Below are 26,134 nucleotides of genomic sequence, written 5' to 3' on the forward strand. Positions count from 1 at the left end.
CAGGCCTCGTTCCGTCCCGCCCCCCTCTGTCCTGCCGGCCTGTCTATGGTTTGCACTTTCTACCGACCCGGCGCGACTCCATGGCTAAATCCCGCGTCCAGTTCATCTGCCAGAATTGCGGCTCGGTGCATCAGCGCTGGGCCGGCAAATGCGACGCCTGCGGGGAGTGGAACACGCTGGTCGAGGAAGGCACCTCCGGCGGCATCGGCTCCGGCCCGGCCAACACGCGCAATGCCCGCAAGGGCCGTGCGGTGGTGCTGACCACACTTTCCGGCGACATCGAGGATGCGCCGCGCATCGTGTCGGGCATCGGCGAACTCGATCGCGCCACCGGCGGCGGTTTCGTGCGCGGCTCGGCGCTGCTGGTCGGCGGCGATCCCGGCATCGGCAAATCGACGCTTCTTACCCAGGCTGCCGCGGCACTTGCGTCCCGGGGCCACCGCATCGTCTATGTCTCGGGCGAGGAGGCCGTCGCCCAGATCAGGCTGCGAGCGCAGCGGTTGGGTGTTGCCGACACCGCGGTGGAGTTGGCCGCCGAAACCAATGTCGAGGACATTCTCGCCACGATCGCCGACGGCAAGCGGCCGGATCTGGTCATTCTCGATTCGATCCAGACACTATGGACCGATCTTGCCGATTCCGCGCCTGGCACCGTTACCCAGGTGCGCGCTTCCGCCCAGGCGATGATCCGCTATGCGAAATCGACGGGTGCGGCGATCGTCCTTGTCGGCCATGTCACCAAGGAAGGCCAGATCGCCGGCCCGCGCGTCGTCGAGCATATGGTCGATGGCGTGCTCTATTTCGAGGGCGAAGGCGGCCACCACTACCGCATCCTGCGCACGGTGAAGAACCGCTTTGGACCGACCGACGAGATCGGCGTCTTCGAAATGTCGGACAAGGGCTTGCGCGAGGTCGCCAACCCGTCGGAGCTGTTCTTGGGCGAACGGCATGCGAAATCCCCGGGGGCTGCCGTTTTCGCCGGCATGGAAGGCACCAGGCCGGTCCTGGTCGAGATCCAGGCGCTTGTCGCGCCCTCCTCGCTCGGCACGCCGCGCCGGGCGGTGGTCGGCTGGGATGGCGCGCGGCTGTCGATGATCCTGGCAGTGCTGGAAGCCCATTGCGGCGTGCGCTTCGGCACCCATGACGTCTATCTCAACGTCGCCGGCGGCTACCGCATCAGCGAGCCAGCCGCCGATCTCGCGGTCGCCGCCGCACTGGTTTCCTCACTCACCGGTCTTGCCCTTCCCGCGGATTGCGTCTATTTCGGCGAAATCAGCCTTTCGGGCGCAGTGAGGCCGGTTGCGCATGCGCAGCAGCGCCTCAAGGAAGCCGAAAAGCTGGGTTTTGGTAGCGCGGTTCTGCCCTTGGGCAGCGAGGAACTTGCAGGGGGGATCGGGGCCGGCGCTTTCCAGCCCACCGAGCTTGCCGACCTCGTGGCACGCATAGCCGGCTCACGCCGAAGCCGTGTGGACGACGAAGAATAACGCGGCTCGTCGAGCCGTGAAAAAGAGATCGGAGTGGGGCGAAAGACATGCCGATTACGCTGCTTGACGGAATTCTCGTCGGCTTCACCCTGGTCTCGGCGATGCTCGCCATGGTTCGCGGCTTTTCGCGCGAGGTCCTTTCGGTCGTATCGTGGGCGGCGGCGGCCGCGGCGGCTTTCTTCTTCTACAAGCCGGTCCTGCCCTATCTGAAGCCCTACATCGACAATGAGAAGATCGCCATGGCGGCCTCCGCCGGCGTCGTCTTCGTCATCGCGCTGATCGTCGTTTCGGTCATCACCATGAAGCTCGCCGACTGGATCATCGATTCCCGGATCGGCGCGCTCGACCGCACGCTCGGTTTCCTGTACGGCGCTGCGCGCGGCATACTGGTCGTCGCTGTCGCCTTGCTGTTCTTCAACTGGCTGGCCGGCGCCAAGGCACCGGCCTGGGTGACGGAAGCCAAGTCGCGGCCGCTGCTGGAGCAGATCGGCGCCAAGCTCGAGAGCCTGCTGCCGGAGGATCCGGAAAACGCCATCCTCAAGAAGCTGAATCCGAATCAGCCGGCCGCCGAGACGCCGGCAGCACCGGATGCACCTGCGGCGGACGCGCCTGCCGGCGGCGACGACGCCAATGCGCCAGCGCCCGACGACAACGACGCCGCTCCTGCCGACAACACGGCCAAGCCGGCACCGGCAGCGCCTGCAAACTGACGCCCGAAAGAGGCGTCAGGACCGACGATGGTGTGAACGACTGCACGGCGCGCGTTGCTTTCGACGCGAACCCGCTCTATATGGCGATTTTAGCGGAGCTTAAGATGGCAGACGCAGACGACGTGCTTTCCGCCGAGGCCGACGACCATTTCCATGACGAGTGCGGTGTGTTCGGCATTTTCGGCCGGCAGGACGCAGCGGCCATTGTCACGCTCGGCCTGCATGCGCTGCAGCACCGCGGCCAGGAAGCGGCCGGCATCGTTTCCTACGACGGCACCCAGTTCCATGTCGAACGCCATGTGGGCCTGATCGGCGACACTTTCACCAAACAGCGCGTCATCGACAGCCTGCAAGGCAACCGCGCCATCGGCCATACGCGCTACGCCACAACCGGCGGCGCCGGCATGCGCAACATTCAGCCCTTCTTTGCCGAACTCGCCGATGGCGGTTTCGCGGTCGCCCACAACGGCAATTTGACCAACGCCATGACGGTGCAGCGCGCGCTGCAGAAACAGGGCGCGATCTTCTCCTCCACCTCCGACACCGAAACGCTCCTGCATCTGGTTGCGACCAGCAAGGAGCGCGACCTCAACTCGCGCTTCATCGATGCGGTGCGGCAGGTCGAGGGCGCCTTTTCGCTGGTGGCGATGACCGCCAAGAAGATGATCGGCTGCCGCGACCCGCTCGGCATCAGGCCATTGGTGCTCGGCGATCTCGACGGTGCCTGGATCCTGGCCTCCGAGACCTGCGCGCTCGACATTATCGGCGCGCGTTTCGTGCGCGACCTGAAGCCGGGCGAGATGGTCGTCGTCACCTCCAAGGGCATCGAAAGCCTGTTCCCGTTCGAGCCGCAGAAGACCCGCTTCTGCATCTTCGAATATGTCTATTTCGCTCGGCCGGATTCCTCGGTCGAAGGCCGCAACGTCTATGAGGTGCGCAAGCGCATCGGCGCCGAACTGGCGCAGGAAAATCCGGTCGACGCCGACATCGTCGTGCCGGTGCCGGATTCGGGCACGCCGGCGGCGATCGGCTTCAGCCAGGCGGCCGGCATCCCCTTCGAGCTCGGTATCATCCGCAACCACTATGTCGGCCGCACCTTCATCCAGCCCGGCGATTCGATCCGCCACATGGGCGTCAAGCTGAAGCACAACGCCAACCGCCGCATGATCGAGGGCAAGCGCGTGGTGCTGGTCGACGACAGCATCGTGCGCGGCACCACCAGCCAGAAGATCGTGCAGATGGTGCGCGATGCCGGCGCCAAGGAAGTGCACATGCGCATCGCCTCGCCGCCGACCAGCGCCTCCTGCTTCTACGGTGTCGACACGCCGGAGAAGTCGAAGCTCCTGGCATCGCGCATGTCGGTGGAGGAGATGGCCGAATTCATCCGCGTCGATTCGCTCGGCTTCCTCTCGATCGATGGGCTCTACCGCGCCGTCGGCGAGGCCAGCCGCGACAACGACCAGCCGCAATTCTGCGACGCCTGCTTCACCGGCCAATATCCGACCCGCCTGCTCGACTTCGAAGGCCACGACAACGTACGCACGCTGTCGCTGCTGGCGAACAGCGGGGCATAAGATTGCCAGGCCGTCATTTGCCTTCGGGGGCGTCTCGCACCTACCTCACGGAAATTCTCGCATGACCCTCGACCTTACCGGCCGCGTCGCGGTCGTCACCGGCGCCTCGCGCGGCATTGGCTATTTCATCGCCAAGGAATTGGCCGCCGCCGGCGCGCATGTGATTGCCGTCGCGCGCACCGTCGGCGGGCTTGAAGAACTCGACGACCAGATCAAGGCGGCCGGCGGCCAGGCGACGCTGGTGCCGCTCGACCTCGCCGACATGGCCGGCATCGACCGGTTGGGCGGCGCCATTCACGAGCGCTGGGGCAAGCTCGACATTCTGGTCGCCAATGCCGGCGTGCTCGGTGTCATCTCGCCGATCGGCCATGTCGAGGCCAAGACCTTCGAGAAGGTGATGACCATCAATGTCACCTCGACCTGGCGGCTGATCCGCTCGGTCGACCCGTTGCTGCGGCTTTCGGATGCCGGCCGCGCGATTTTGCTTTCCTCCAACGCCGCGCATTCGGCACGCGCCTTCTGGGCGCCCTACGCAGCGTCGAAGGCAGCGGTGGAGACCATGATGCGTTCCTGGGCGCATGAGACGCAAAGCCTGCCGCTGCGCGTCAACGCCGCCGACCCCGGCGCCACCCGCACCGCCATGCGCGCGCAGGCCGTGCCCGGCGAGGATCCGGCAACGCTGCCGCATCCCTCGGAGATCGCCAAGCGCATCGTGCCGCTGGCAAGCCCGGACCTGAAAGAGACCGGGCTAATCTTCCAGGCAAAGCACAACCGCTTCGTCGCCTACAGGCAACCGGAATAAATTTACACCCTCGTTCGACGGCTCCCAGAACCGCTGCCCGCATTCAGGTGGCCTGTGTCAGGGATTAAAAAGGCCTCCGGCTACGTTCTTCGAACGTAGGATATTCGAAAACCGGAGGACCGATATGCGCAGACTTCTTCTTATCGTTGCCGCCACCGCGGCCGCCCTCGCCGCGACTGCCGGCACAGCCCTGTCGCAAGATGCCAAGATGAGTTTCTTCGTCACCAGCGCCGGCTCCGGCAAGGGCGGCGATCTCGGCGGCCTGAAGGGCGCCGACGCACATTGCGCTTCGCTGGCGCAAGCGGCCGGTGTCGCCGGCAAGACCTGGCACGCCTATCTCTCGACCAGCACCGAGGACGCGCGCGACCGCATCGGCAAGGGTCCCTGGTTCAACGCCAAGGGCGAGAAGATCGCCGACGATGTCGCCTCGCTGCACAGCGACGCCAACGGCATCACCAAGCAGACCGCGCTCACCGAGAAGGGTGAGACCGTCAATGGCCGTGGCGACACGCCGAACCGTCACGACATGCTGACCGGCTCCAAGCCCGACGGCACCAAGATCGCCGACCAGACCTGTGGCGACTGGACGGTGAGCGGCGCCGAAGGGGCTGCCATGATGGGCCACCACGACCGCGCCGGGCTCGACGATTCGGCTGCGGCAAAGTCCTGGAATTCCTCGCATGCCTCGCGCGGCGGCTGCGGTCAGGAGGCGCTGAAGGGCACTGGCGGCGACGGCCTATTCTACTGTTTTGCAACCGACTGAAGCGGTAGTCCCCGAGAACCGGAGCAGAGCCGGCCTTGTCATCACGCGGCTGTGATCTCCAGCGTAAAGGCTGCTCCGTGGTCATGCTTTCGTCATTTCCACGGAGTTGTTAGGATCGTAGAGATTCCCGCAACAAGCGCCCCGCTGGGCAGAATAAGGAAATCCCCATGGCTACAACCGCAGCGTTGGTCTGGTATCTTGTAATCGCCGGCCCGCAGGGCGGCATGGTCGTGCTGCCCAGCACCTTCGACAAGCGCGAGCAGTGCACCGCCGCCATCACCGAATACCAGAAGCAGCCGACACCGCAGGGCTGGTCGGTGCAATGCGTGCCAAGCGCCTCGCCCTTCACCGACGAGGGCGATGCCGAAGAGCCGTCCGCGCAGTGATGAGCGTAATCCCCTTGAGGGGGAGATGGCCGGCAGGCCAGAGGGGGTCGCCGCGCGTGGAGCGCTGACCTCCTCTGCCGGCAAAGGGGCGTCGCGTCAGGATGTTCCGATCCCCCTATGTCGCCTTCGGCGACATTTCCCCCTCAAGCGGGAGATCATCAGCGCCGTGCGCTCACCGTCAGCTCAGGTTTCTGATTGATGGTCTGAAACACCACGCAATAGCGCTCGGTCAGTTTCAGCAGCGAATCGATACGCTCCTGCGGCTCGTCGGTGTCGAGAGCGAAATTGAGCCGGATGGCACGGAAGCCGACCGGCGCATCCTTGGCGACACCGAGCGTGCCGCGAAAATCAAGGTCGCCTTCGGCCTCAACCGCGGCAGCCCCAAGCTTGAACTCAAGCGCCGTCGCGACGGCCTTCAACGTCACGCCGGCGCAGGCCACCAACGCCTCGAGCAGCATGTCGCCGGAGCAGAGGTCCAGGCCTGAGCCGCCGGTTGCCGGGTGCAATCCGGCAATCGCAAGGGCCCTCCCCGTCTCCACCTTGCAGGCCACCGACTGGTCGTCGATCGACCCTCTTGCCTTCAACGTGATCAGCGCCTGCGAAGCGTCGTCGCGATAGGCCTGCTTCAGCGGGGCCTGCATGGCCTTCAGTTCCGTGGCGTCCATTTTGTTGCCCTTTCCCGACTGCTTGTTTCGTGCCGTGAATAATGGTCCGAAATCGGGGACTTGTCACAACCCGCGGCAAAAATCTCGAATTGGCAAAACCGAGCCACCCATCATGCCCTTTGACTTCGATCGCCGCGGCCATACCTATGCGGGAGTCGTTCTCGCGGAGACATCATGTCGCTCAAGCTGAAACTGATCGCCCTGCTGATGCTTGCCGCCTTCACGCAGCCTGTCCTGGCTGATACGGCGGAGCGTCCGGCGCCCTCGGGCGGCGTGCTGTCCCTGCTGCCGTCGCCGCAGACCACCAAGCATTCCATCACCCTCGCCGGGCGCAAGCTGGACTATCAGGCAAGGGCCGGCACCTTGCCGCTGCTTTCCGGCAAGGGCGACGTCACAGCGGAGATATTCTATGTCGCCTATACGCTGGAGCCACCGGCAAACGCGGCCAAGGACCCGCAGCGGCCGATCACCTTCGTGTTCAATGGCGGCCCTGGAGCAGCGTCCGCCTTCCTGCATATCGGCGCGCTTGGTCCGCGCGTGATCGCCACGGGAACCGGTGGCGAATTCCTGCCCCCGCCGCAAAGGCTCATCGACAATCAGGACAGCTGGCTCGACATGACCGACCTTGTCTTCGTCGATCCGGTCGGAACTGGATACAGCCGCGAGGCACCGGGCCAGGACACGCACGACTTCTGGGGAGTCAAACAGGATGCCAGCTCGATAGGCGCCTTCATCCGGCTCTATCTCGCGCAGAACGGCCGCACCGGTTCGCCGCTGTTCCTCGCCGGGGAAAGCTATGGCGGCTTCCGTGCGGCGCTTCTGGCCAGGACATTGCAAGAGGATATCGGCATCAGTCCGAACGGCATCGTGCTGATCTCGCCGGCGCTGGAGTTCACACTGGTGCGGCCCGACGAATTCCAGCCGTTGCATTGGGCGCTCGAACTGCCTTCGCTGGCGGCCGTGCGCCTGCGCACCGAAGGCGTCAGCGGCGATGCACTGCGGGAAAAGCTGGCCGAAGTCGAACACTATGCGCTGGGCGATTACCTGACGGCGCTCACCAGCGGGCTGGAGCAAGGCGGGCGACTGGCGAGCCAGCGCGTGGCCGACATCACCGGCCTGCCGCTCGACCTCGTGCGGCGCAACTCCGCCCGCATCCCGACCGACCTGTTCGCAAGAGAGTTCGCCCGCGCCAGCGGCAAGGTGCTCAGCCCATACGACGCCATGATCAGCACCGCCGACATCGCGCCCGAAAGCGCACGCGTCGTCGGTCCGGATCCAGTGCTCGACCGCAGCGTGCCGGCTTTGACCTCGGCTTTCGTCGGCTACGCCCGCAACGAACTGAATTTCCGCACCGATGTCAGCTATCGCCTGCTCAATGACGAAATCAGCCATAGTTGGGATTACGGGACGAGCGCCTCACGGCAAGGCTATGCCGGGGTGATGGACGACCTGCAGCGAGCACGCTCGCTGAACCCTGCACTCGGCGTCGTGATCGTCAACGGCTACACCGATCTGGTTACGCCTTATCTCGCCTCGCGCTACCTGGTGAATCAAGTCCCGTCGCTTGCCAATACCAAGCCCATCCATCTCGATGTTGTCGAGGGTGGGCATATGATGTATTTCAGCCCCGACGGTCGACGCGCTCTGAAAGAGGCCGCCTCGGAACTCTACCAGGCAACGCAGTAGGCTTCGCGGCAACGCGCGCGATCGACCCCTGCCCCAACGCAAGCTCAGGGCTGGCGTAGCGCTGCGCCGACTTTCGCCCGTATAGCTTGGAGCGGGGCCTGACCTTCCAGGCCGCTCGCATCGCTTCCTGCAACACTGGTCCCGCACCTTATGGCCGATGTCGCCATTCTCGAAACTCGTGAAAGGGTTCTCGCCGGGATCCTTTTGACCGGTGCTGCCTATCTCCTGTTTTCGACGCAGGATGCCTCGATCAAGCTCTTGGTCACCGGCATGACCGTCTGGCAAATCATGTTCTTCCGCAGCATCACCATTCTCGGTGCCTGCGCGGCAATCGGCGGACGAGCGCTGTTTGCCGACACGGTGCGCTCGCCGATCGTGCGGCCGATGCTGGTGCGCAGCGCCTTCACGCTTGCCGCCTGGCTCTGTTACTACAACGCCGCGCGCAGCCTGCAGCTCGCCGAACTGACCACCGTATATTACGCGGCCCCGATCATCGTCACCGTGCTTTCGGTGTTCCTGCTCGGCGAAAAGGTGCCGATGCTGCGCTGGCTGGCGGTCCTGATCGGCTTCGCCGGCGTCTTTATCGCCTGTGATCCTACCCATCTCGGCCTGTCCGTGCCGGTGCTGCTGGTGCTGACAGCCGCCTTCCTGTGGGGCATTGCCATCGTGCTGCTGCGCAAGACCGCGCTTGCCGAACGCTCGATGATCCAGCTTCTCCTCAACAATTTCTATTTCCTGCTGTTTTCGGCGGTGCCGGCGCTGTTGTGGTGGCACACGCCGGACCTGCCCCAGCTGCTGCTTCTCGCCAGCGTCGGGGCGCTCGGCGGCCTGGCGCAATACCTCCTCTTCGAGGGCATGAAGCGCACGCCGGCCTCGATCCTCGCGCCGCTCGAATACACCTCGCTGTTGTGGGCGTTCGCGCTCGGCTTCGCGATCTGGGGCGACGTGCCGCGCCGTGAAGTCTTCCTGGGTGCCGCCCTCATCGTCGCCGCCGGGCTGCTGATCGTCGGCGGCGAGCATTTTCGCAAGCGGCTGTGATGGGCATCACTGCTGACGCTACGATGTCAGGAGGGAGCGGCGTAGGCTGGCGGCATGACTGATGTGACAGCCACCACCGACACTGTCGCCGAGCGCACGCTTGGCATCGTTCTCGTGTCATGCTCGGCGGCGGTCTTTGCGCTGACTGGCGTGCTGACAAAATCGATCCATGCAGATCCGCTGACCATCATCTGCTGGCGCGGCTTTGTCGGTTCGATCCTGATCAGCCTCTATGTGCTGTGGCGGCGACACCGCTCCGGCGGGCGCGAGAGCCTGCGATTGGGCTGGCGCGGCTGGCTGCTGGCGGTGGAAGGCGCGCTGGCCAGCATCGCCTTCATCTCGGCGTTCAAATTCACTTTCGTCGCCAATGTCACCGTCATCTACGCCACCGCACCTTTCGCCACCGCGCTGCTGGCCTGGGTTCTGACGCGTGAACCCTTCCGCATGCAGACGATGCTCGCCGCTGCCGTGTCGCTCTGCGGCGTGGCGATCATGGTCTGGTCCAGCTTCGGCACCGGCAACCTGTTCGGCGACGGACTGGCGCTGCTGATGACCATCGGCAGCGGCCTCTACATGATCATGGTGCGTGCCTTCCGCGACACACCGGTGGTCTGGGCCGGCGCGGTATCGGCCTTCCTGTTGTTCGTGCTCGGCTGGTTCGTCACCGATCCGCTGGCGGTCTCGCCAAGGGATGCCGTCCTGCTCGTCACCTTCGGCGCTTCCTTCGCGCTGTCGTCGATCCTGTGGACGGAAGGCGCACGGCTCATCCCGGCGGCCGAATCCGGGCTGCTCGGCTCGGCCGAAGTGCCGTTCGCGATCCTGTTTGCCTTCCTGTTCCTGGGCGAAATCGCGCCGGCAGCCAGCCTGGTCGGCGGCGCCATCGTACTCTGCGCGGTGTTTGCCCATGCCGGCCGCGACTGGCTGGCGGCCCGCGGGCAACGGACAGCGTCAAATATTTCTTAAAAAATTTTCGAAGTCATGGAACCATCATCGGGTTCAGGCATTATTGGTGCGACGGGCCACCCCCCAAGTCCCCCCAAACCCCTCGGCCCGTCTTACTCCAAGCCGACCGCAAGGTCGGCTTTTTCTTTTGCAAAATGGGCCCGACCGCAAGGTCTGCTTTCTCTTTGCGTTTAGGCAACGCCAAGGCCAACACGTCCGTGTTCAGCCAAAGGCTCCAGACAGCGCCAGGTTGCCGCGGAGCAGTGCCGCCAGATCGTTCGCTGGGCCATCGGCGCCGGCGCGCAGCCGGATCGCGAACTCAGCCATCGGAACCTGCGGCAGGCCAAGCTCGCGCGGTGCCTCGACAATGCCGGAATGGGCAAAGCGCGCGGTTCGCAACGTCAGCGCGACGCCGGCATTCACCGCGGTGCGCAGGCCGGCAAGGCTGGCACTGCCGGCGGCGATGCGATAGCGCCGGCCAGCTGCATCGAGCGCCGCAAGTGCGGCCTCGCGGAAGCCGCAATAGGGATCGAGCAGCGCCAGCGGCAGTTCCTCCTGGCGCGAGGCCAGTCCTTTTTGCGAGCATAGCCATATCATAGGCTCGCGCAGCACGCCGACCTCGTCCGCCAACGCTGACTGTCGCATGACGATCGCCAGATCGAGGCTGCCGGCCTGCAGCGCCTGCGCCAGTTCGGCGGAGCGGCCGACCCGCAACTCGATCCTGACGCGCGGATGGCTGGTAGCGAAGGCGCGCAGCAGCTCCGGCAGGCCGCTGTCGGCGAAGTCCTGCGTGGTGCCTATGGCGACGCGCCCGGCGGCGCGCGCGCCCTTCAACGCCAGCCACGCCTCACGATGCACGGCAAGGATGCGCCTGGCGTGGCCGACGAGATCCTCTCCGGCCAGCGTCAGGCCACGTCCCCGCCCCTGCGGCGTCAGAAGCGGCTCCCCGACGATCTCCTCCAGCCGCTGCATCTGTGCGGTCACCGCCGAAGGCGAGCGGCCGACGCTGGAAGCCGCCTGCGCCAGCGAGCCGCCGTCGGCGAAAGCGAGGAAGGTTCTGAGCAGATCGGGATCGAGCGTTTCCATAATTCGATTTTATCGAATCTTCAATCAAAAACAATTCGATTTTTTTGATCCGACAATAGTGGCATGGTGTTGTCAACGGCGATCGGACGCCGCTCAAACCAGGAGAAGAAAAATGCCTATCATCAATGTCAGCGTCACCGGCAAGCCCGACGCCGCCCTGTCAGCCAGGATTGCCGGGGAGGTGACCGAAATCACAGCCACGCGATTGCGCAAGGATCCGACGATCACCGCCGTTGCCGTGTCCTATATCGATCCGAAGCATTGGTTCGCCGGCGGCAAGTCGCTGGCCGAGCATGGAACCAGCACGTTCTGGCTCGACATCAAGGTGGTCGACGGCACCAATACCAAGGTCGAGCTGGAAGCCTATCTCAAGGCAATCTTCGATGCCTTCGGCGGCCTGCTGGGCGGCATACATGAAGAAAGCTATGGCTTCGTGCATGAGGTGCCGGCGGCCGCCTATGGCTATGGCGGCAAGACGCAGGAGTTCCGATTCATCAGCGGACGGTTGAAGGCGGCTTGAGGGGCGCCTTTCCTTCTTCCCCTGTGGGAGAAGGAAGACCGTCCTCATCCGCATTGACCTTGCTCCCACATCGTCTACGCTCTGCCCGACGCGGCCGCAAAAGAGCCGCGATGATAAAGTCGTTGGGAGAGACGCGGCATGATCCTGACACTGGCGCTGCTTGCGGGTCTTGTCGTGGCCTGGCTGCTGATCGGCGTGGTGGAGAAATTCCGCCTCGGCCTGCGCTTCGCCCAGGCGCTGCTCTATGTGCCGTTCAAGCTCGCCTATCGGGTCAGCGACAACCGCATCAGGATCGCGCGCAAAGCGCAGGTACCGGTCATCTACGTCATCTCGCACCAGTCGCGCTTCGAACCGGCGCTGATGCTGTCGCTGCTGCCTGACGACACGCTGCATATCCTCGACGAGGTCTCGGCGCGCTCGCCCTGGCTCGAACCCTGGCGCGAGCTTGGCCGCACCATCGCCTTCAACGCCGAACATGTCTTCGTCAGCCGCCGGCTGGTGCGCGTGCTGAAGGGCAAGGGGCGGCTCGCCGTCTATCTGCCGGATGCGGTCGAGCCCGACGTCAAGACGTTTCGGCTGTTTCGCGCCGTCACCCGCATCGCCATGCAGGCCGACGCCCGCATCGTGCCGATCTTCGTCGCCGGCGCGCGCAGCCTGCCGGTGTCGCTGACGCCGGCGGACAACGCGCCACGGCATTGGTTTCCGCAGCTGTCGATCAGCGTCCTGGAGCCGATGACCATCGCCGAACTGGTGGCGCGCAACCCCGACCAGGCCTCGAACACCAATGCCCTGTTCGACCGTGTCGCCGAGGCTCGGCTTTTCGGCAGCAACCTCGATCGCGGACTGTTCTTGGCCATGCGCGATGCTTCGGATCGGGTCGGCGCCTCGCATCCCATCATCGAGGATGTCATCTCGGGCGCGCTGAGCTACCGCAAGATGTTCATCGGCGCGCGAGTGCTGGGCAGGCGCTTCGAGGCGATCACCGCGCCGGGCGAGGCGGTAGGCGTGATGCTGCCCAACGCCAATGGCGTCGTGCTGTCCTTCGTCGGGCTTCTGTCGGCCAGCCGCGTAGCAGCGATGATCAATTATACGGCCGGACCGGCGAGCGTCACCGCGGCGGTGCGCACGGCGGTGATCCGCACCGTCATCTCATCACGCGCCTTTGTCGAAAAAGCAGACCTAGCCGACATTGTCGTGGCCGTCGAAAAGGGCGGCGCCAGGCTGCTGTGGCTGGAAGATCTGCGGACCAGCGTCACCGCGCTGGACAAGCTCGCCGCCGCCCTGCTGTGGCGCTGGCCTCTGCAGCGGCAGGAAGCGGCCAAGCCGGGCGTGATCCTGTTCACTTCGGGTTCCGAAGGCACGCCGAAGGCGGTTGTTCTGTCACAGAGGAACCTTCATGCCAACGCCATGCAGGCCGAGGCGCGCATCACCATCTCGCCGGCCGACATCCTGCTCAACGTGCTGCCGGTGTTCCATTCCTTCGGCCTGACGGGCGGCACCATATTGCCGCTGGTCACCGGGGTAAAACTGTTCCTCTACCCCTCGCCGCTGCACTACAAGATCATCCCCGAGGTCGCGCGCAAGGTGAAGCCAACGGTCATGTTCGGTACCGACACGTTCCTCGCCAACTATGCGCGCACCGCCAAGGACGGCGATTTTTCCAGCCTGCGCTTCGTCGTTGCCGGCGCCGAGGCGGTCAAGCCGGAAACCCGTCGCGTCTATCGCCAGCGCTTCCAGGCCGAGATCATCGAAGGTTTCGGGCTGACCGAAGCCGCGCCCGTGGTTGCCGTCAACACCGCGATCCACGGCCGCGACGGCACGGTCGGCAGGCTGCTGCCGGCGATGCGCATGAAGCTGGAGCCGATCGAAGGCATCACCGACGCCGGTCAGTTGTGGCTCGATGGGCCAAACCTGATGATGGGCTACATGACCGCGGACCGGCCCGGCGAGTTGCAACCGCTGACCGGCTGGCACGACACCGGCGATATCGTCGCCGTCGACCGCGAAGGCTTCATCAGCATTCGCGGCCGCGCCAAACGTTTCGCCAAGATCGCCGGCGAGATGGTGTCGCTGGGCGCGGTCGAGATGCTGGTGCAGTCGCTGTGGCCGGAAGAACGCCACGCGGCGGTAGCGGTGCCGGACAAGCGGCGCGGCGAGCGCATCGTTCTGGTCACCACCGCCGGCGATGCCAATCCCGACGAATTGCGCAAGTTCGGCAAGCAGGCGGGTGCGGCCGAATTGATGGTGCCGAACGACATCGTCAAGGTCGAGGAAATCCCCGTGCTGGGGTCGGGCAAGACGGACTACGTCTCGACCCGCAAGCTGGCGATCGACAGGCTGGGGCTCGGCGTCGCGGCCTGACCCTACCCGTATCCCCTATCCAGGCCGGGCCAATCTGTGCGCCCATGCCGCGCGTGATCTCCCTAGACAAATTGCCGGTGAGTGAGTATTCACTTCCTTCAAGTTCGAAGCTTCGGTGGTCTCGCATTCCATGGCACCCGCTTCGGGCACTGTTTGGCACAGCGAAGAGATCTCGAATGTCAAAAATCCTTGTCACCGGCGGAACTGGGCATCTCGGCCGCGACCTCGTGCCGGCGCTGACCGGGGCTGGCCACGCTGTCAGGCTGCTTGCCCGGAAAGCCGGGCAGCACAGTTTCGTGGAATGGGCCCCAGGCGATCTCGCGACCGGAGATGGCATCGATGAAGCGCTGCGCGGCGTCGATACGGTCATCCACGCCGCGACGCTCTCGCCGATCGCCAGGCGCGGCATGAGGCTGGTCGATTTCTTTTCGAGCCCTTCCAGCGTCGATGTCGACGGCACGCGCCACCTGCTCGCCGCCGCGGAGCGCAGCGGCGTCTCGCACTTCATCTTCGTGTCCATCGTCGGCCTCGAATTCAGCACCCTGCCCTATTCCCGCGTGAAACTGGCGGGCGAACGGCTGGTGCGGAAGTCGTCGGTCCCATGGTCGGTCATCGCGGCCACGCCGTTCTATTACCTTCTGGCGCAAATGCTCGGTGGGCTGAAATGGCTGCCGGTCTGGCCGCTGCCGACCTCGCCGTCGAATCCGGTGGATACACGCGACGTGGCCAAATATCTGGCCGAGGCCGTCACCGACGGCAAATGCGGCGTACGCCCGGCAATCGGCGGTCCGGATACGATGCCTTTCTCGGATTTCGCGCGGCAATACCGCGACGCGCTTGGGCTGAGGCGTCTCGTCCTGCCGTTGCCGATCGGCCGCAAGATGAGCCTCAAAATGGGTTTGGTCGAAACCGCCGAACGGCTTGGCGAAAGAAACTGGAAGGCGTGGCTTTGCGAACAAGGCGGGCGCCAGTGACCGGTCAGCGGCGCTGCACGCAGCGGCGCGGGTCATTTCAGATTGTCCGTCGGATGTTGATGTCCGATCGCCAATCCCCGTCATCGTGCCCACGGAGCCAGGAGCAGCCATGAAGCCGCCATCGACCGGACGCCAGCGTATCCTGCGCGAGGCTATCCGCCTGTTCGCCGAGCGCGGCTACGACCGGACGAGCGTTCCCGAGATTCAGGAGGCGGCGGGCCTGTCGCGCGGCTCCGGCGCGCTCTACAAGCATTTTTCCTCAAAAGAGGATCTGCTTGCCACCGCGATCGAACAGTTTGTCGGCACCGCACGGGAAGGCCGGGCCGAACTTGGCGGGACGACACTTTCCGTCGACGAGGGTTCGCGGCGGCTAGTGGAAAGCATGCTTGAAAAACTCGGCGCCAATCGTGACGTGCTCAGGATCCTGTGGCGGGATCTGGAGCATTTTCCCGAACTGAAAGCCGCGGCGCGTGGCGAGATCATGCAAAGCACTTACCTTGCCGTCGCCGAATGGCTGCGGGAGCGTCAGCGCCAGGGCGAACTGCGCCCGCATGACAGCGAGGCCGTCGCCGCCGTGATCGTCGGCAGCGTCGCCATGTTCCGGGTCTTCGAAGCGATCTGGGGCGAGCGTGCGATCGACGTCAGCGACGAACGCTTTGCGTCGGCCTGGAGTGATCTGTTGCTCAGGGGCTTGAGACCTTAGCCTATGTCCGAGGGCGGCACCTTCTCGCCTTCCAGCTTGGCGCGCTTGGAATAGGCGCTCACGGAAAACGGCAGGAAGATCAGGTAGCCGGCGACCGACGCGGTCAGCGTGTACCAGGGATAGGTCATCAGCAAGAGAACGTAGAGCACGACCGCCAGGATGACCGGCAGCACCCTGTCGCCGGGGATCTTGATGCTCTTGCCGGAATAGACCGGCAGCCGGCTGACCAGGAGGAAGGCAACCAGCACGGTGAAGCCGGTGGCGATGAAGGCAGCCGGGCGGCTTGGCTCCAGCCCGAGCCGCAGGAAATAGAGATAGAGCGGCAGCATCACCAGCACGGCACCAGCCGGCGCCGGCACGCCGACGAAATATTCGGACTGCCATATCGGGCGGTCGGCCTTCTCGTCGTCGAGCACGTTGAAGCGGGCGAGCCTGAGCCCGCAGGCGATGGCGAACAGCAATGCCGCGATCCAGCCCGGCGAGCCGGCGCGGTCGAGCAGGAAGGCATAGAGCACCAAGGCCGGGGCGACGCCGAAATTGACGATATCGGCCAGCGAATCCATCTGCGCGCCGAATTTGGAGGTCGCCTTCAGCATCCGCGCCAGGCGGCCGTCAATGCCGTCGAGGAAGGCTGCCAGCAACACCATCACCACCGCCGGTTCGAAGCGGCCTTCGAAGCCGAAGCGGATGCCGGACAGGCCGGCGCAGATGGCAAGCACGGTGACGAGGTTGGGCAGCACCATGCGCATCGGGATCTCGCGGATGCGCGGACCGCCGCTCGCATGGGCCTCGAACTTCTTATATTGCGTGCCCACGGCTCAGGAAATCCGCACGAGAGGCGTACCGGCGACGCCACCGAATTCGGCCAGCACGGTTTCACCGCCGACCGCGGTCTGGCCGACGGCAACGCGCGGCGTCGCGGTCAAGGGCAGGAAGACGTCGACGCGCGAGCCGAAGCGGATCAGGCCGAAACGCTCGCCGATGCCGATCGAGCCGCCCGCCTCAGCCCAACAGACGATGCGGCGCGCCACCAGACCTGCGATCTGGACGGCGGCGATCGTGCCGTTGGGGCTTTCGATGACCAGGCCGTTGCGCTCGTTCTCGGTGCTGGCCTTGTCGAGCTCGGCGTTGAGGAATTTTCCAGGCCGATGTTCGATCTTGACGATACGGCCGCGTACCGGGGCGCGGTTCACATGGCAGGAAAAGACATTCATGAACACCGAGATGCGGGTCATCTCGACATTGCCGAGGCCAAGCTCGCGTGGCGGCACGGCCGGCCCGACCGCCGAGACGATGCCGTCGGCGGGGCTCACCACAAGGCGGTCGTCAATCGGGGTGACGCGCTCGGGGTCGCGGAAGAAATAGACGCACCAGGCGGTCAGGATCAGGCCGATCCAGAACAGGATCGAGGAGAAATAGCCAAGGAAAAGCGTCGCCGCGCCAAAGGCCGCGATAAAGGGATAGCCTTCGCGATGGATCGGTACGAACGCGTTCTTGACCGTATCGACAAGGCTCATCGGGTGTAAACGGGCTCCGTTTCAGGTCCGGCCTCAATAGCCGAAAGCCCCCCTCGCCGCAACGCAACAATCGGCGGCGCGGGCGAACGGGCAAGGGCCCGCTGTATCCGGATGGCCGGACACTCTGTCTTTCGTGAGCCGCGACCGGCTTGCATGCCCATGCCATTGCCGTCAGAATTCCGGCCCACGTGGCACCAACGTCCATCTCCATGCAAACTTCTTCCCGAGCGAAATGCAGTGATCGCAGGGGCTAGGATGACGTTCCAGCCCGATCTAACTCGAACAGTTTATTCGCCAGCTGCGGCGCTCAGGTCGAAGTGTTCCTCAAGCTCATTTCGATAAGCTTCCACCAGACTTTGCTCATTGCCACCGCGTAACATCACGCCACGGTCTGGGTACGACTGGAAGAGAAACGCGTGACCACCTGCCATCACCACCCAATTCACCACCGGCCCTCCTTCGTTCTGCACGACAGAATTCGCCGACACGACTGCGTCAGTTGGATCGAATCCAGCCTTCCGCAGCAAAAGATCGACGGCTACTGGCGCATGATATTCCTCGGCCAGTTCGATTACCTTTGCTATCGTTTGCGCATCGGCTTGACCGAGCTTGCGACCGACGCGAGGCGCACCAGCAGCGAGTATATTTTCACCCGGTTGCGCAATTGGCCGAACTTCCGGAGCGATATATCCATAGACAGCCGCATGGGTGTCGGTGGAGACGCAAAGGCGAAGCTCCTCTGCGTTGGTGCGCAGTTGAAAAGCTAATTGGGTCTCGCCCTCGACATCCAACATCCTCGCCACGCCAAGCGATAGTTTGACCTCGGGCGGTAGCGCATTGGCGCACGCGAGGCCGACTCCGACATCGCGCGTGCGAAACATCTGACCGACCAGTTCGCTGACCGATCGATGGAGAAGCCGGGATTCGCGCAGAGGATTGGCCATTGCCAACTGGAGGATAGCTTCATCGCAATCATCGTCGTCGACAATCTGCAGATCGGGCCATGATGCGATCCAGAGCGCCAATAGATCGATTATCGGAGAAGCCTCATCGGCGCCGTAGAAAGCATCATCAAGCGTGTCGAGAAAATCGTCGCGCCCGCCCTCGAAGCCGGTCTCTTCCGAGGCTTCGTCAGGGTGTTCGGAGACCCAGACGGACATCTCTTCCAGAGTCGCCAATTGCCCCTTCGCGCCAATAGCAATGAGGCCGGCACGAGCGTTGGCGACCATCACATCGAACTCACGGTCGGCATTGTGGATGAATTGACTATGACCGCCGTTATTCACCTCGGCGGAATATTGATCGGCATGGGAGACGTGCATCGCCTTTGGGTCGATTTCAAAATGGCGGTAGAGCCCTTTAAAAACCATAGCGTGAATGAATTTTTCGACTGCCAGGACGAGTTGAAAAGGCTTCTCAACGGCTTTGTCCACGGTTGAACGAGGCACGATTACCAACAGCCCGGCTTTCGATGCCTGTCCTACGGCAGGAAGTGGGATTCCCGACGGCTTCTCGGAATTCTTCTTTGGTCTTCGCGAAAAAAAACCGAACATCCAAATACTTCCCTAAACTCTAATAGCGAACAATATCACCAGGTCAGAAAGATAAAAGGGCTCAAGATTGATCTGCCGCACTTGCATAGGAAGATTTGTGCCGAAATTCCTGACTGCGGTGTCGGCACCCCATCGGCTCGACCGTCCTTGGTAGGATAACCGGCAAGGAGTCCCTTACATGCAGCAGTCACCTGCCCCCCAAGCGCATCTCATCACTGCCGGCCTCGCTTTCGGCGAGTCGCCGCGCTGGCATGACGGACGGCTGTGGCTTTGCAACTGGGGCACCGGCGAGATCATCGCCGTCGATGCCGAAGGCAACCGCGAGATCATGTTCACGGTGCCGGCCGTCCTGCCCTACTCCATCGATTGGCTGCCGGATGGTCGTCTGCTCGTCGTCTCGGGCCGGGAAGGCTTGCTGCTGCGGCAGGAAGCCGATGGCAGGCTCGTCACCCATGCCGATCTGCGCGGCCTCTCGAAAAGTCCGTGGAACGAAATCGTCGTCGATGGGCTCGGCAATATCTATGTCAATGGCGGCGGACCGGCGCCGGCTCCCGGCGAACATTTCGGCCCGGGCACGATCGTGCTGGTCACGCCGCAAGGTTCGGTCCGGCAAGTGGCGGAGAATATCGCCTTTGCCAACGGCATGGTGGTGACCCTGGACAACAAGACGCTGATCATTGCCGAATCCCACGCAAGCCGGCTGACCGCTTTCGACATCGCCGCCGACGGTACCTTATCCAACCGACGCGTCTGGGCCGAACTCGACGGTTACCCCGACGGCATCTGCCTCGATGCCGAAGGGGCGGTCTGGTACGCGGATGTTCCCAACAAGCATTGCGTGCGGGTGCGCGAAGGCGGTGAGGTCTTGCAGACCGTCACCATCGATCGCGGTTGCTTTGCTTGCATGCTGGGCGGCGCGGCCAGGCGAACCCTGTTCATCGTCGCCGCGGAATGGCGCGGCTTCGAGCACATGGTCAGCGAGGCCCGGACCGGCCAGGTACTCAGCGTCGAGGCGCCGGCACCTGGCGCCGGCTGGCCCGGCTAGAGCCCCGGAATTCGCTGATAGTTGGCGATGTCGGCTCGCACCCCAAGCCGGGCGATGGTCTCCTGCGGATTAAAAGCGATGCGCTCTTGCGCGGCCTTGACGATCGGCACGACCTTGTCGACAGCCGCCTGGCTTTCCCATTCGACGATCGTCACCAGGTTGAACTCGCCCGGCCCCGAAAATTGCTCGAGCAGGAAATCCTGCACGAAACCCTGCTGCCGGCGCAGCAATTCGTGCGTGGTCCTGACCTTGGTGAGAATCTCGTCGCGGGCGGCGGCCGGCACGACGAACTTGTCCACCCTGAACACGCTGCCACCGTTAACAGTCTGATTTATGTCTTTCATCTCGATTGTTCCGTTCCTGGATCATGGTGTTTGCGGGCTCTGGGGAACGGCGTACAATCTCAACTTAAGTTGAGGTCAAGCGGTGTTTTTGAAATCTTTTCCTACTCCCCTTGCGGGAGAAGGTGGATCGGCGCGCAGCGCCGAGACGGATGAGGGGTGCGCGACGGAGTGAGGCGTTGGTGTTCCCTGGAACACCCCTCATCCGACCTCGCTTCGCGAGGCCACCTTCCCCCACAAGGGGGAAGGAAAAACCTACGACACCTCCGACGTCCGCCGGCGAACGATAACACCAAATTCGTCGCTCTCGCGGGCGCGACGCAGGCGTTCCTCGGCCTCGGTCGCTTCGCGTTGGCGATCCCACATCGAGGCATAAAGGCCATGCTGGCGCATCAGCTCGATGTGGGTGCCGCGCTCGGCGATCTGGCCATCCTTGAGCACGATGATCTCGTCGGCCGAAATCACCGTCGACAGGCGGTGGGCGATGACGATCGTGGTGCGGCCCTTGCTGACCAGGTCGAGCGCGGCCTGGATCTCCTGCTCGGTGTGGCTGTCCAGCGCCGAGGTCGCTTCGTCGAGCATCAGGATCGGCGGCGCCTTGAGGATGGTGCGGGCGATCGCGACGCGCTGCTTCTCGCCACCGGAGAGCTTCAGCCCGCGCTCGCCGACCATCGACTTGTAGCCATCGGGCAGTTTTTCGATGAACGGCCCGATCTGGGCAAGTTCGGCGGCCTTGCGCACCTCCTCCTCGCTCGCGCCGACGCGGCCGTAGCGGATGTTGTAGGCGATGGTGTCGTTGAACAGCACCGTGTCCTGCGGCACCATGCCGAGCACCGCCCGCAGGCTCTCCTGGGTGACATCCCTGATGTCCTGGCCGTCGATCAGCACCTGGCCGCCCTGCACGTCATAGAAGCGGAACAGGAGCCGCGAGATGGTCGACTTGCCCGCACCCGACGGCCCGACGATGGCAATCGTCTTGCCGGCCGGCACGTCGAAGCTGACACCCTTCAGGATCTTGCGGTTCGGGTCATAGGAGAAATGCACGTCGCGGAACTCGACCTTGCCGGCGCTGACGACCAGAGGCTTTGCATCGGGCTTGTCAACGATCTCCTGCGGCACGTCGAGGAGGTCGAACATGTGCTCGATGTCGGTGAGGCCCTGGCGGATTTCGCGGTAGATGAAACCGATGAAGTTGAGCGGCACGGAGAGCTGCACCAGCATGGCGTTGATGAAGACGAAATCGCCGACCGTTTGCGTATGAGCCTGGACCTCCAGCGCCGACATGCACATCACGACGACCGTGCCGAGACCGAAGATGGCGCCCTGGCCGAAATTCAGCCAGCCGAGCGAGGTCCAGGTCTTGGTGGCGGCGATCTCGTAGCGCGCCATCGAGCGGTCGAAGCGCTCGGCCTCCATGGCCTCATTGGTGAAATATTTGACCGTTTCGAAATTCAGCAGCGAGTCGATCGCCTTGGTATTGGCGTCGGTGTCGCTGTCGTTCATGTCGCGGCGGATCGAGATGCGCCAGTCGCTGGCCTTGACCGTGAACCAGACATAGACACAGACGGTGACTGCCACCACGGCCACATATTTCCAGCCATAGGTGAAGCCGAATATGCCGGCGGTCAGCGCGAATTCGAGAATGGTCGGCGCCGTATTCAGCATGATGAAGCGCACGATCGTCTCGATGCCCTTGGTGCCGCGCTCGATGATGCGCGACAAGCCGCCGGTGCGGCGCTCCAGGTGAAAGCGCAGCGACAGCTGGTGCATGTGCACGAAGGTGCGGAAAGCAAGCTGGCGCACCGCATGTTGTCCAACGCGGGCAAACAGCGCGTCGCGCAGCTGGTTGAAGCCGAGCTGAACGAGCCTCAGCACATTATAGGCGATGACCAGCATCACCGGGGCAAGCAGGAAGGAAGGCAGCGGCGGCGGCGTTTTGAAGCCGCCAGCCAGCGCATCGGTCGCCCATTTGAAGAAGTAGGGGCCGGCGACCAGCGTCACCTTGGCGACGACCAGCAGCAGTGTCGCCCAGGTCACCCTCGCCCTGAGGTCAGCCCGGTCGGCCGGCCACATATAGGGCCACAAATTGCGCAATGTCGTCAGGGTCGAGGTGTCGGCGGAGACAGTTTTTTCGGCCAATTTTCTTGCCTTTTGGGTGAGAGGGTCAGCGGCCGGAGCAGCAGGAATCGACGAGTGCGCCCAGCGACGCCGATATTTCGGCGAGCGCCGCGCGATCGACCGCGTAGCGCGAGCGTTGGCGGTCAGGCTCGAACCGGACCAGGCCAGCCTCCACCAGTATTTTCAGGTGCTGGGACACGGTCGACTGCGCCAGGTCGAAACGATCGACGACCTCGCGGCAGCAGCAGGAATTGCTGGCCGAGAGGTATTTTATGATTTCGATCCGCGCCGGATGCGACAACGCCGCAAATCGCGCCGCGACAGCGCGACTGTCGGAGATGCAGTTGGGTAGAGCGACGGTGGCGCGGCCTGGTTCAAAGGCGGATTCTGTCATCGTTCATCGGCGATAGACGATGGAGGGCACCGCCGCAAGCTACTCTTCCGGGCAGATCAGACAGCGGCTAGTTCTGTGAGACGGATTTCTCGATCCCTGGAATCTCGGCAATCCGTTCAGCCAGAAACTCGACCAGCAAGCGGACCCTGGCGACGCCCGCGCGTTCTGGGACAATCAACATGTTGAGTGGAACGGACGTCAGCGAATAATCCGTCAGGATCGTCTCCAGCGAGCCCGCGTCCAGAAGATCGTCCACAAGCCATCGATGCGCAGGCGCGATGCCCCGAGCGGCAACCAAGGCCTGCCGCGCGGCAAGTCCATGATCGATCCGCAGTCGCCCCGCGAAAGGCACCATGTGGCGCTCGCCGCCGGCGCCCTGCAAAACAAGTGTTTCGCTGCCCGCCACGTTCGACATCCGGATGCCCTCATGTCGAGACAGATCCGAAGGGACAGAAGGCCTTCCCCGCGCCGCCAGATAGGCCGGAGACGCCACGAGCAGACGCCGTGACTGGCCGAGCGCCCTCAGCTTCAACGAACTGTCGGTGAGCGGCCCCAGGCGGAGCGCGATATCGATGCCCTCACGGACGAGGTCCACCCGCTCGTCCGTGAGGCTGAGATCAATCCCGATGTCGGCGTGACGGTCCTGAAAAGCGAAGATGAGGCGGCTGACGTGCAAGACACCGAAAGCCGCCGTACAACTTATCCGGATCGTACCGGCGGGCGCGCCGCGCGTGCTCCGGGCCTCATCGCTGGCCTGTTCGACAAGGCGCAGGATTTGAACGCTGTTGGCGTAATAGCGGCTGCCTTCAGCGGTCATCGTGACACGCCGGGTCGTTCTGCTGAGCAAAGGCACGCCAACAGCTTCTTCGAGTTCCCGCACGTGCCGCGTGATCGTCGACTGCCCGACGCCAAGCTCGCGCGCAACGGCCGACAGGCTGCCACGCTCGGCGACGCGAACGAAGGTGCGCATCCGCTCGAATGTGACGTCTGACTTATCCATTATTCGGCACAATGTTATTCATTGCCTACATATAGTGGATCACATCGCTGCTGGCTATCTTCACGTCAGTCCCCTCAATATTGGATCTGACCCATGAAAGTTCTGCTTGTCTTTGCCCACCCCGAACCACGTTCGCTCAACGGCGCCCTTCGCGATGTCGCCATAAAGGAACTAGAGGCTCAAGGACATGAGGTGCGCGTGTCGGACCTATACGCCGATGGCTGGAAATCCGCGGTCGATCGCACCGACTTCCCCTTGCTCGAACCTGATGCGCGGTTGATACCCGTCGCGGCCTCCAAGAGGGGTTTCGAGGCCGACGCACTGACCGACGATGTGAAGGCGGAGATCGAGAAACTCCTGTGGGCCGATACCTTGATCCTCCAGTTTCCCCTTTGGTGGTTCGCCATGCCGGCGATCCTCAAGGGCTGGGTCGATCGTGTGTTCGCCTACGGATTCGCCTATGGCGTTGGCGAGCATAGCGACCGGCGTTGGGGCGATCGCTACGGCGAGGGTACCCTCGCCGGGAAACGCGCGATGCTGATCGTGACCGTTGGCGGCTGGGAGGAGCACTACACCGCGCGCGGGATCAACGGACCCATCGACGACCTGCTGTTCCCGATCAATCATGGGATTCTCTACTACCCCGGATACGACGTGCTTCCGCCGTTCGTGGTCTACAAGGTCGATCGTCTCGGAGAGGACGGCTTCGAGCCCGTGGCTGAACGCCTGCGTGACAGGATGCGGACGCTGGCGACGACGCCGCCGATCCCATATCGTCGGCAAAATGGCGGAGATTATCTCATTCCAAGCATGAATCTCCGCCCTGAGCTCGGCGACCCGGGTGCAGCCGGTTTCGCGCTTCACTCCAGCCGCGCCGGTGATGCCGGCTGACCGATACGGGGCTTCTACTGCGTCTTGGTCGGCGCCGTCGTCGCCTGCTCGCCCATTGCCTTGAGGTCGGCGGCTTCGCCTTCCTTCGACTTTTCCGGAACCATGAACACCTGCCCCGGCCAGATGCGGTCGGGATTCCTGATCTGGTCCTGGTTGGCGAGATAGATGGTCGAATAGCGCACCCCGTGGCCGTATACGCGCCGCGAAATCCGCCACAGCGTGTCGTTGCGGCGGATGATGACGGCGCTGTCGGCGTGTTCGAGCTTGGGTGCCACGACCTCGGGCACGTCGCTCGGCGGCGTGGCTGCCGCCGCGATGGCCGGAGCCTCGGCGGCGGGCGCCGCTGGTGCCGACTCAGCCGGAGCGGCGGCAACGGCTGGCGCTTCGGCGGCAGAGGCCGGGGCGGCAGGCTTGGTCTCTGCTGGCTTCGTCGCTGCTGGCTTGGTCTGGGCGGGCGCTACGGCGGCAACCGTGTCACCCGGCTCGCGTTCGAACGGAACAGCGGCGCGGGTGACCACCTTCACGCCATCGGCATCAAGGCCATCGACATGGATGGTGTAGCTGCCGACCGGAATGTCGCGGGTCGCTTCGACGAGGAAATGACCGTCGCGCGATGTCTGGGCGTCGCCGAGCAAAATGTCATTGGCGTAGGCGCGCACCTTGCGGCCCGGATCAGCAAGGCCGGCGACAAAGATCTTGCTGCCATCGATCTCGACCGCTTCAACAACAATCTTGGGCTCAGCCGCGGCTGCGGCGGGCGATGTTGCCGGCGCCGGAGCAACAGCCGCCGGCGCTTCAGCGGCCGGAGCCGGCGCTGGCACTGGCGGAGCGGCAGCCTGGTCACCGGTGGCCGGCGCGGCCGGCTTGGTCTCGGGCGCGGGGACTGTCAGCAGCTCGGCCGGCTTGCCCGGCTCCTCGACCATCGCCAGCACCTGGCCGGTCGCATCCTTGGGAACCGAAACGACGGCGGTCTGCACCGAGGCTGTCACCACGGTGCCGGCCGTCGAACGCAGGGCGATCGTATAGTCGCCCGGCTTCAGCGGATCGTCGAGCACGATGACAAAGGCTCCATCGGGACCCGCCACCGTCGAACCAAGCACGGTGGTGCCGTTCAGGATCTCGACCTTCGAATTGGGCGCCGCATTGCCGGCAACCACGATCGAACCGTTGCCCTCGACGCGCACGACGTCGAATGTCGGCGCGATCGGACCTGCCGCCGCGGGCGCTGCCGGCGCCGGTGCATCCGCTGCCGGAGCCGTCGCCTGCGGTGCCGCGGCGGGAGCGGCCGGTACCGCCGGTGCCGGCAGTCGCCCTTCCGTGCCGGGATCCGCCGGTTTCGCCTCGGGCGGCGTCAAGGCCGCTACCTGCGCCGGTGGCGTTGGATGAAGATACGGGTCGAGCGCACCCGATACATAGGCGGTTCCCGCAGCCGCGACGGTCCCACCCGCCGCGAACAGGAACGCCTTCAGTGGATTAATTGCCATATTTCCCTACCCCTTAGCCACCTAATGCCGGTCTAGCGTGTTTTCCCAATGCCGACAAGAAAAACGGGCCGAGAAGAAAAAGGGGCCGACAAGAAAA

General features: G+C 64.1%; 25 protein-coding genes. 15 read left to right on the forward strand and 10 right to left on the reverse strand.

What is annotated here, in order from left to right:
• The first annotated feature begins 80 nt into the window (after nucleotides 1-80).
• From radA to MESOP_RS25990, 6 genes are all read left to right on the forward strand, one after another.
• Entirely contained in the window at nucleotides 81-1,484 is a 1,404-nt protein-coding gene (radA, locus tag MESOP_RS25965) for a DNA repair protein RadA (protein WP_013896311.1), read from the forward strand.
• A 47-nt stretch (nucleotides 1,485-1,531) separates the two neighbouring features.
• The gene (locus MESOP_RS25970) at nucleotides 1,532-2,194 is read left to right on the forward strand and encodes a CvpA family protein (RefSeq protein WP_013896312.1); all 663 of its coding nucleotides are present in this window, start codon (nucleotides 1,532-1,534) and stop codon (nucleotides 2,192-2,194) included.
• A 104-nt stretch (nucleotides 2,195-2,298) separates the two neighbouring features.
• Nucleotides 2,299-3,768, forward strand: coding sequence for an amidophosphoribosyltransferase (gene purF / locus MESOP_RS25975; RefSeq protein WP_023779649.1), 1,470 nt, complete (start codon nucleotides 2,299-2,301; stop codon nucleotides 3,766-3,768).
• A 61-nt stretch (nucleotides 3,769-3,829) separates the two neighbouring features.
• Nucleotides 3,830-4,570: an SDR family NAD(P)-dependent oxidoreductase gene (locus MESOP_RS25980; protein ID WP_013896314.1), complete on the forward strand. Its 741-nt coding sequence runs from the start codon at nucleotides 3,830-3,832 to the stop codon at nucleotides 4,568-4,570.
• Between the two features lie 124 nt (nucleotides 4,571-4,694).
• Nucleotides 4,695-5,333, forward strand: coding sequence for a hypothetical protein (locus MESOP_RS25985; RefSeq protein ID WP_013896315.1), 639 nt, complete (start codon nucleotides 4,695-4,697; stop codon nucleotides 5,331-5,333).
• Nucleotides 5,334-5,500: 167 nt separating this feature from the next.
• Entirely contained in the window at nucleotides 5,501-5,719 is a 219-nt protein-coding gene (locus tag MESOP_RS25990; protein WP_013896316.1) for a hypothetical protein, read from the forward strand.
• 158 nt (nucleotides 5,720-5,877) lie between these two features.
• On the opposite strand, the gene MESOP_RS25995 is transcribed toward MESOP_RS25990, so the two are convergent.
• Nucleotides 5,878-6,384, reverse strand: a complete 507-nt coding sequence (locus MESOP_RS25995; RefSeq protein WP_013896317.1) for an OsmC family protein — start codon at nucleotides 6,382-6,384, stop codon at nucleotides 5,878-5,880.
• Nucleotides 6,385-6,558: 174 nt separating this feature from the next.
• On the opposite strand from MESOP_RS25995, the gene MESOP_RS26000 reads away from it, so the two are divergent.
• The 3 genes from MESOP_RS26000 (at nucleotide 6,559) to MESOP_RS26010 (ending at nucleotide 10,071) form a co-directional block, all read left to right on the forward strand.
• Nucleotides 6,559-8,070: a S10 family peptidase gene (locus MESOP_RS26000; RefSeq protein ID WP_013896318.1), complete on the forward strand. Its 1,512-nt coding sequence runs from the start codon at nucleotides 6,559-6,561 to the stop codon at nucleotides 8,068-8,070.
• A 150-nt stretch (nucleotides 8,071-8,220) separates the two neighbouring features.
• On the forward strand, nucleotides 8,221-9,108 hold the full coding sequence (locus MESOP_RS26005; RefSeq protein ID WP_013896319.1) for a DMT family transporter: 888 nt from the start codon (nucleotides 8,221-8,223) through the stop codon (nucleotides 9,106-9,108).
• A 54-nt stretch (nucleotides 9,109-9,162) separates the two neighbouring features.
• Nucleotides 9,163-10,071, forward strand: a complete 909-nt coding sequence (locus tag MESOP_RS26010) for a DMT family transporter (RefSeq protein ID WP_013896320.1) — start codon at nucleotides 9,163-9,165, stop codon at nucleotides 10,069-10,071.
• 201 nt (nucleotides 10,072-10,272) lie between these two features.
• Here MESOP_RS26010 and MESOP_RS26015 read toward each other — a convergent pair whose 3' ends face one another.
• Nucleotides 10,273-11,136: a LysR substrate-binding domain-containing protein gene (locus MESOP_RS26015; protein WP_013896321.1), complete on the reverse strand. Its 864-nt coding sequence runs from the start codon at nucleotides 11,134-11,136 to the stop codon at nucleotides 10,273-10,275.
• Between the two features lie 112 nt (nucleotides 11,137-11,248).
• Between MESOP_RS26015 and MESOP_RS26020 the strand changes: the two genes are divergently transcribed.
• From MESOP_RS26020 to MESOP_RS26035, 4 genes are all read left to right on the forward strand, one after another.
• On the forward strand, nucleotides 11,249-11,656 hold the full coding sequence (locus tag MESOP_RS26020) for a tautomerase family protein (protein WP_013896322.1): 408 nt from the start codon (nucleotides 11,249-11,251) through the stop codon (nucleotides 11,654-11,656).
• 138 nt (nucleotides 11,657-11,794) lie between these two features.
• On the forward strand, nucleotides 11,795-14,017 hold the full coding sequence (locus tag MESOP_RS26025; protein WP_013896323.1) for an AMP-binding protein: 2,223 nt from the start codon (nucleotides 11,795-11,797) through the stop codon (nucleotides 14,015-14,017).
• A 176-nt stretch (nucleotides 14,018-14,193) separates the two neighbouring features.
• Nucleotides 14,194-14,991 carry an SDR family oxidoreductase gene (locus tag MESOP_RS26030; protein WP_013896324.1) on the forward strand — a complete coding sequence of 266 codons (798 nt, stop codon included), beginning with the start codon at nucleotides 14,194-14,196 and terminating at the stop codon, nucleotides 14,989-14,991.
• A 109-nt stretch (nucleotides 14,992-15,100) separates the two neighbouring features.
• Entirely contained in the window at nucleotides 15,101-15,694 is a 594-nt protein-coding gene (locus MESOP_RS26035) for a TetR/AcrR family transcriptional regulator (RefSeq protein ID WP_013896325.1), read from the forward strand.
• Here the strand turns inward: MESOP_RS26035 and MESOP_RS26040 are convergent.
• From MESOP_RS26040 to MESOP_RS26050, 3 genes are all read right to left on the reverse strand, one after another.
• The gene (locus MESOP_RS26040) at nucleotides 15,691-16,509 is read right to left on the reverse strand and encodes a CDP-alcohol phosphatidyltransferase family protein (protein WP_013896326.1); all 819 of its coding nucleotides are present in this window, start codon (nucleotides 16,507-16,509) and stop codon (nucleotides 15,691-15,693) included. The two genes, MESOP_RS26035 and MESOP_RS26040, sit on opposite strands and share 4 nt — an antisense overlap.
• A 3-nt stretch (nucleotides 16,510-16,512) precedes the next feature.
• The gene (locus MESOP_RS26045; RefSeq protein ID WP_013896327.1) at nucleotides 16,513-17,211 is read right to left on the reverse strand and encodes a phosphatidylserine decarboxylase; all 699 of its coding nucleotides are present in this window, start codon (nucleotides 17,209-17,211) and stop codon (nucleotides 16,513-16,515) included.
• Between the two features lie 287 nt (nucleotides 17,212-17,498).
• Nucleotides 17,499-18,764 carry a DMP19 family protein gene (locus MESOP_RS26050; protein WP_013896328.1) on the reverse strand — a complete coding sequence of 422 codons (1,266 nt, stop codon included), beginning with the start codon at nucleotides 18,762-18,764 and terminating at the stop codon, nucleotides 17,499-17,501.
• Nucleotides 18,765-18,942: 178 nt separating this feature from the next.
• Between MESOP_RS26050 and MESOP_RS26055 the strand changes: the two genes are divergently transcribed.
• Entirely contained in the window at nucleotides 18,943-19,809 is an 867-nt protein-coding gene (locus MESOP_RS26055; protein WP_013896329.1) for an SMP-30/gluconolactonase/LRE family protein, read from the forward strand.
• On the opposite strand, the gene MESOP_RS26060 is transcribed toward MESOP_RS26055, so the two are convergent.
• From MESOP_RS26060 to MESOP_RS26075, 4 genes are all read right to left on the reverse strand, one after another.
• Nucleotides 19,806-20,153 carry an antibiotic biosynthesis monooxygenase family protein gene (locus MESOP_RS26060; RefSeq protein WP_013896330.1) on the reverse strand — a complete coding sequence of 116 codons (348 nt, stop codon included), beginning with the start codon at nucleotides 20,151-20,153 and terminating at the stop codon, nucleotides 19,806-19,808. The two genes, MESOP_RS26055 and MESOP_RS26060, sit on opposite strands and share 4 nt — an antisense overlap.
• Before the next feature lie 252 nt (nucleotides 20,154-20,405).
• Nucleotides 20,406-22,289, reverse strand: a complete 1,884-nt coding sequence (locus MESOP_RS26065; RefSeq protein WP_013896331.1) for an ABCB family ABC transporter ATP-binding protein/permease — start codon at nucleotides 22,287-22,289, stop codon at nucleotides 20,406-20,408.
• Between the two features lie 25 nt (nucleotides 22,290-22,314).
• A complete protein-coding gene (locus tag MESOP_RS26070; protein ID WP_013896332.1) occupies nucleotides 22,315-22,662 on the reverse strand; it encodes an ArsR/SmtB family transcription factor in 348 nt (115 codons plus the stop codon).
• A gap of 67 nt (nucleotides 22,663-22,729) precedes the next feature.
• A complete protein-coding gene (locus tag MESOP_RS26075) occupies nucleotides 22,730-23,662 on the reverse strand; it encodes a LysR family transcriptional regulator (protein WP_013896333.1) in 933 nt (310 codons plus the stop codon).
• Nucleotides 23,663-23,755: 93 nt separating this feature from the next.
• On the opposite strand from MESOP_RS26075, the gene MESOP_RS26080 reads away from it, so the two are divergent.
• Nucleotides 23,756-24,553: an NAD(P)H-dependent oxidoreductase gene (locus MESOP_RS26080; RefSeq protein WP_013896334.1), complete on the forward strand. Its 798-nt coding sequence runs from the start codon at nucleotides 23,756-23,758 to the stop codon at nucleotides 24,551-24,553.
• A 14-nt stretch (nucleotides 24,554-24,567) separates the two neighbouring features.
• Here the strand turns inward: MESOP_RS26080 and MESOP_RS26085 are convergent, their stop codons facing one another.
• Complete coding sequence (locus MESOP_RS26085; RefSeq protein WP_013896335.1) at nucleotides 24,568-26,037, reverse strand: LysM peptidoglycan-binding domain-containing protein; 1,470 nt, start codon at nucleotides 26,035-26,037, stop codon at nucleotides 24,568-24,570.
• Nucleotides 26,038-26,134 lie beyond the last annotated feature (97 nt).

The organism is Mesorhizobium opportunistum WSM2075 (genome assembly GCF_000176035.2).
Taxonomy (GTDB): domain Bacteria; phylum Pseudomonadota; class Alphaproteobacteria; order Rhizobiales; family Rhizobiaceae; genus Mesorhizobium; species Mesorhizobium opportunistum.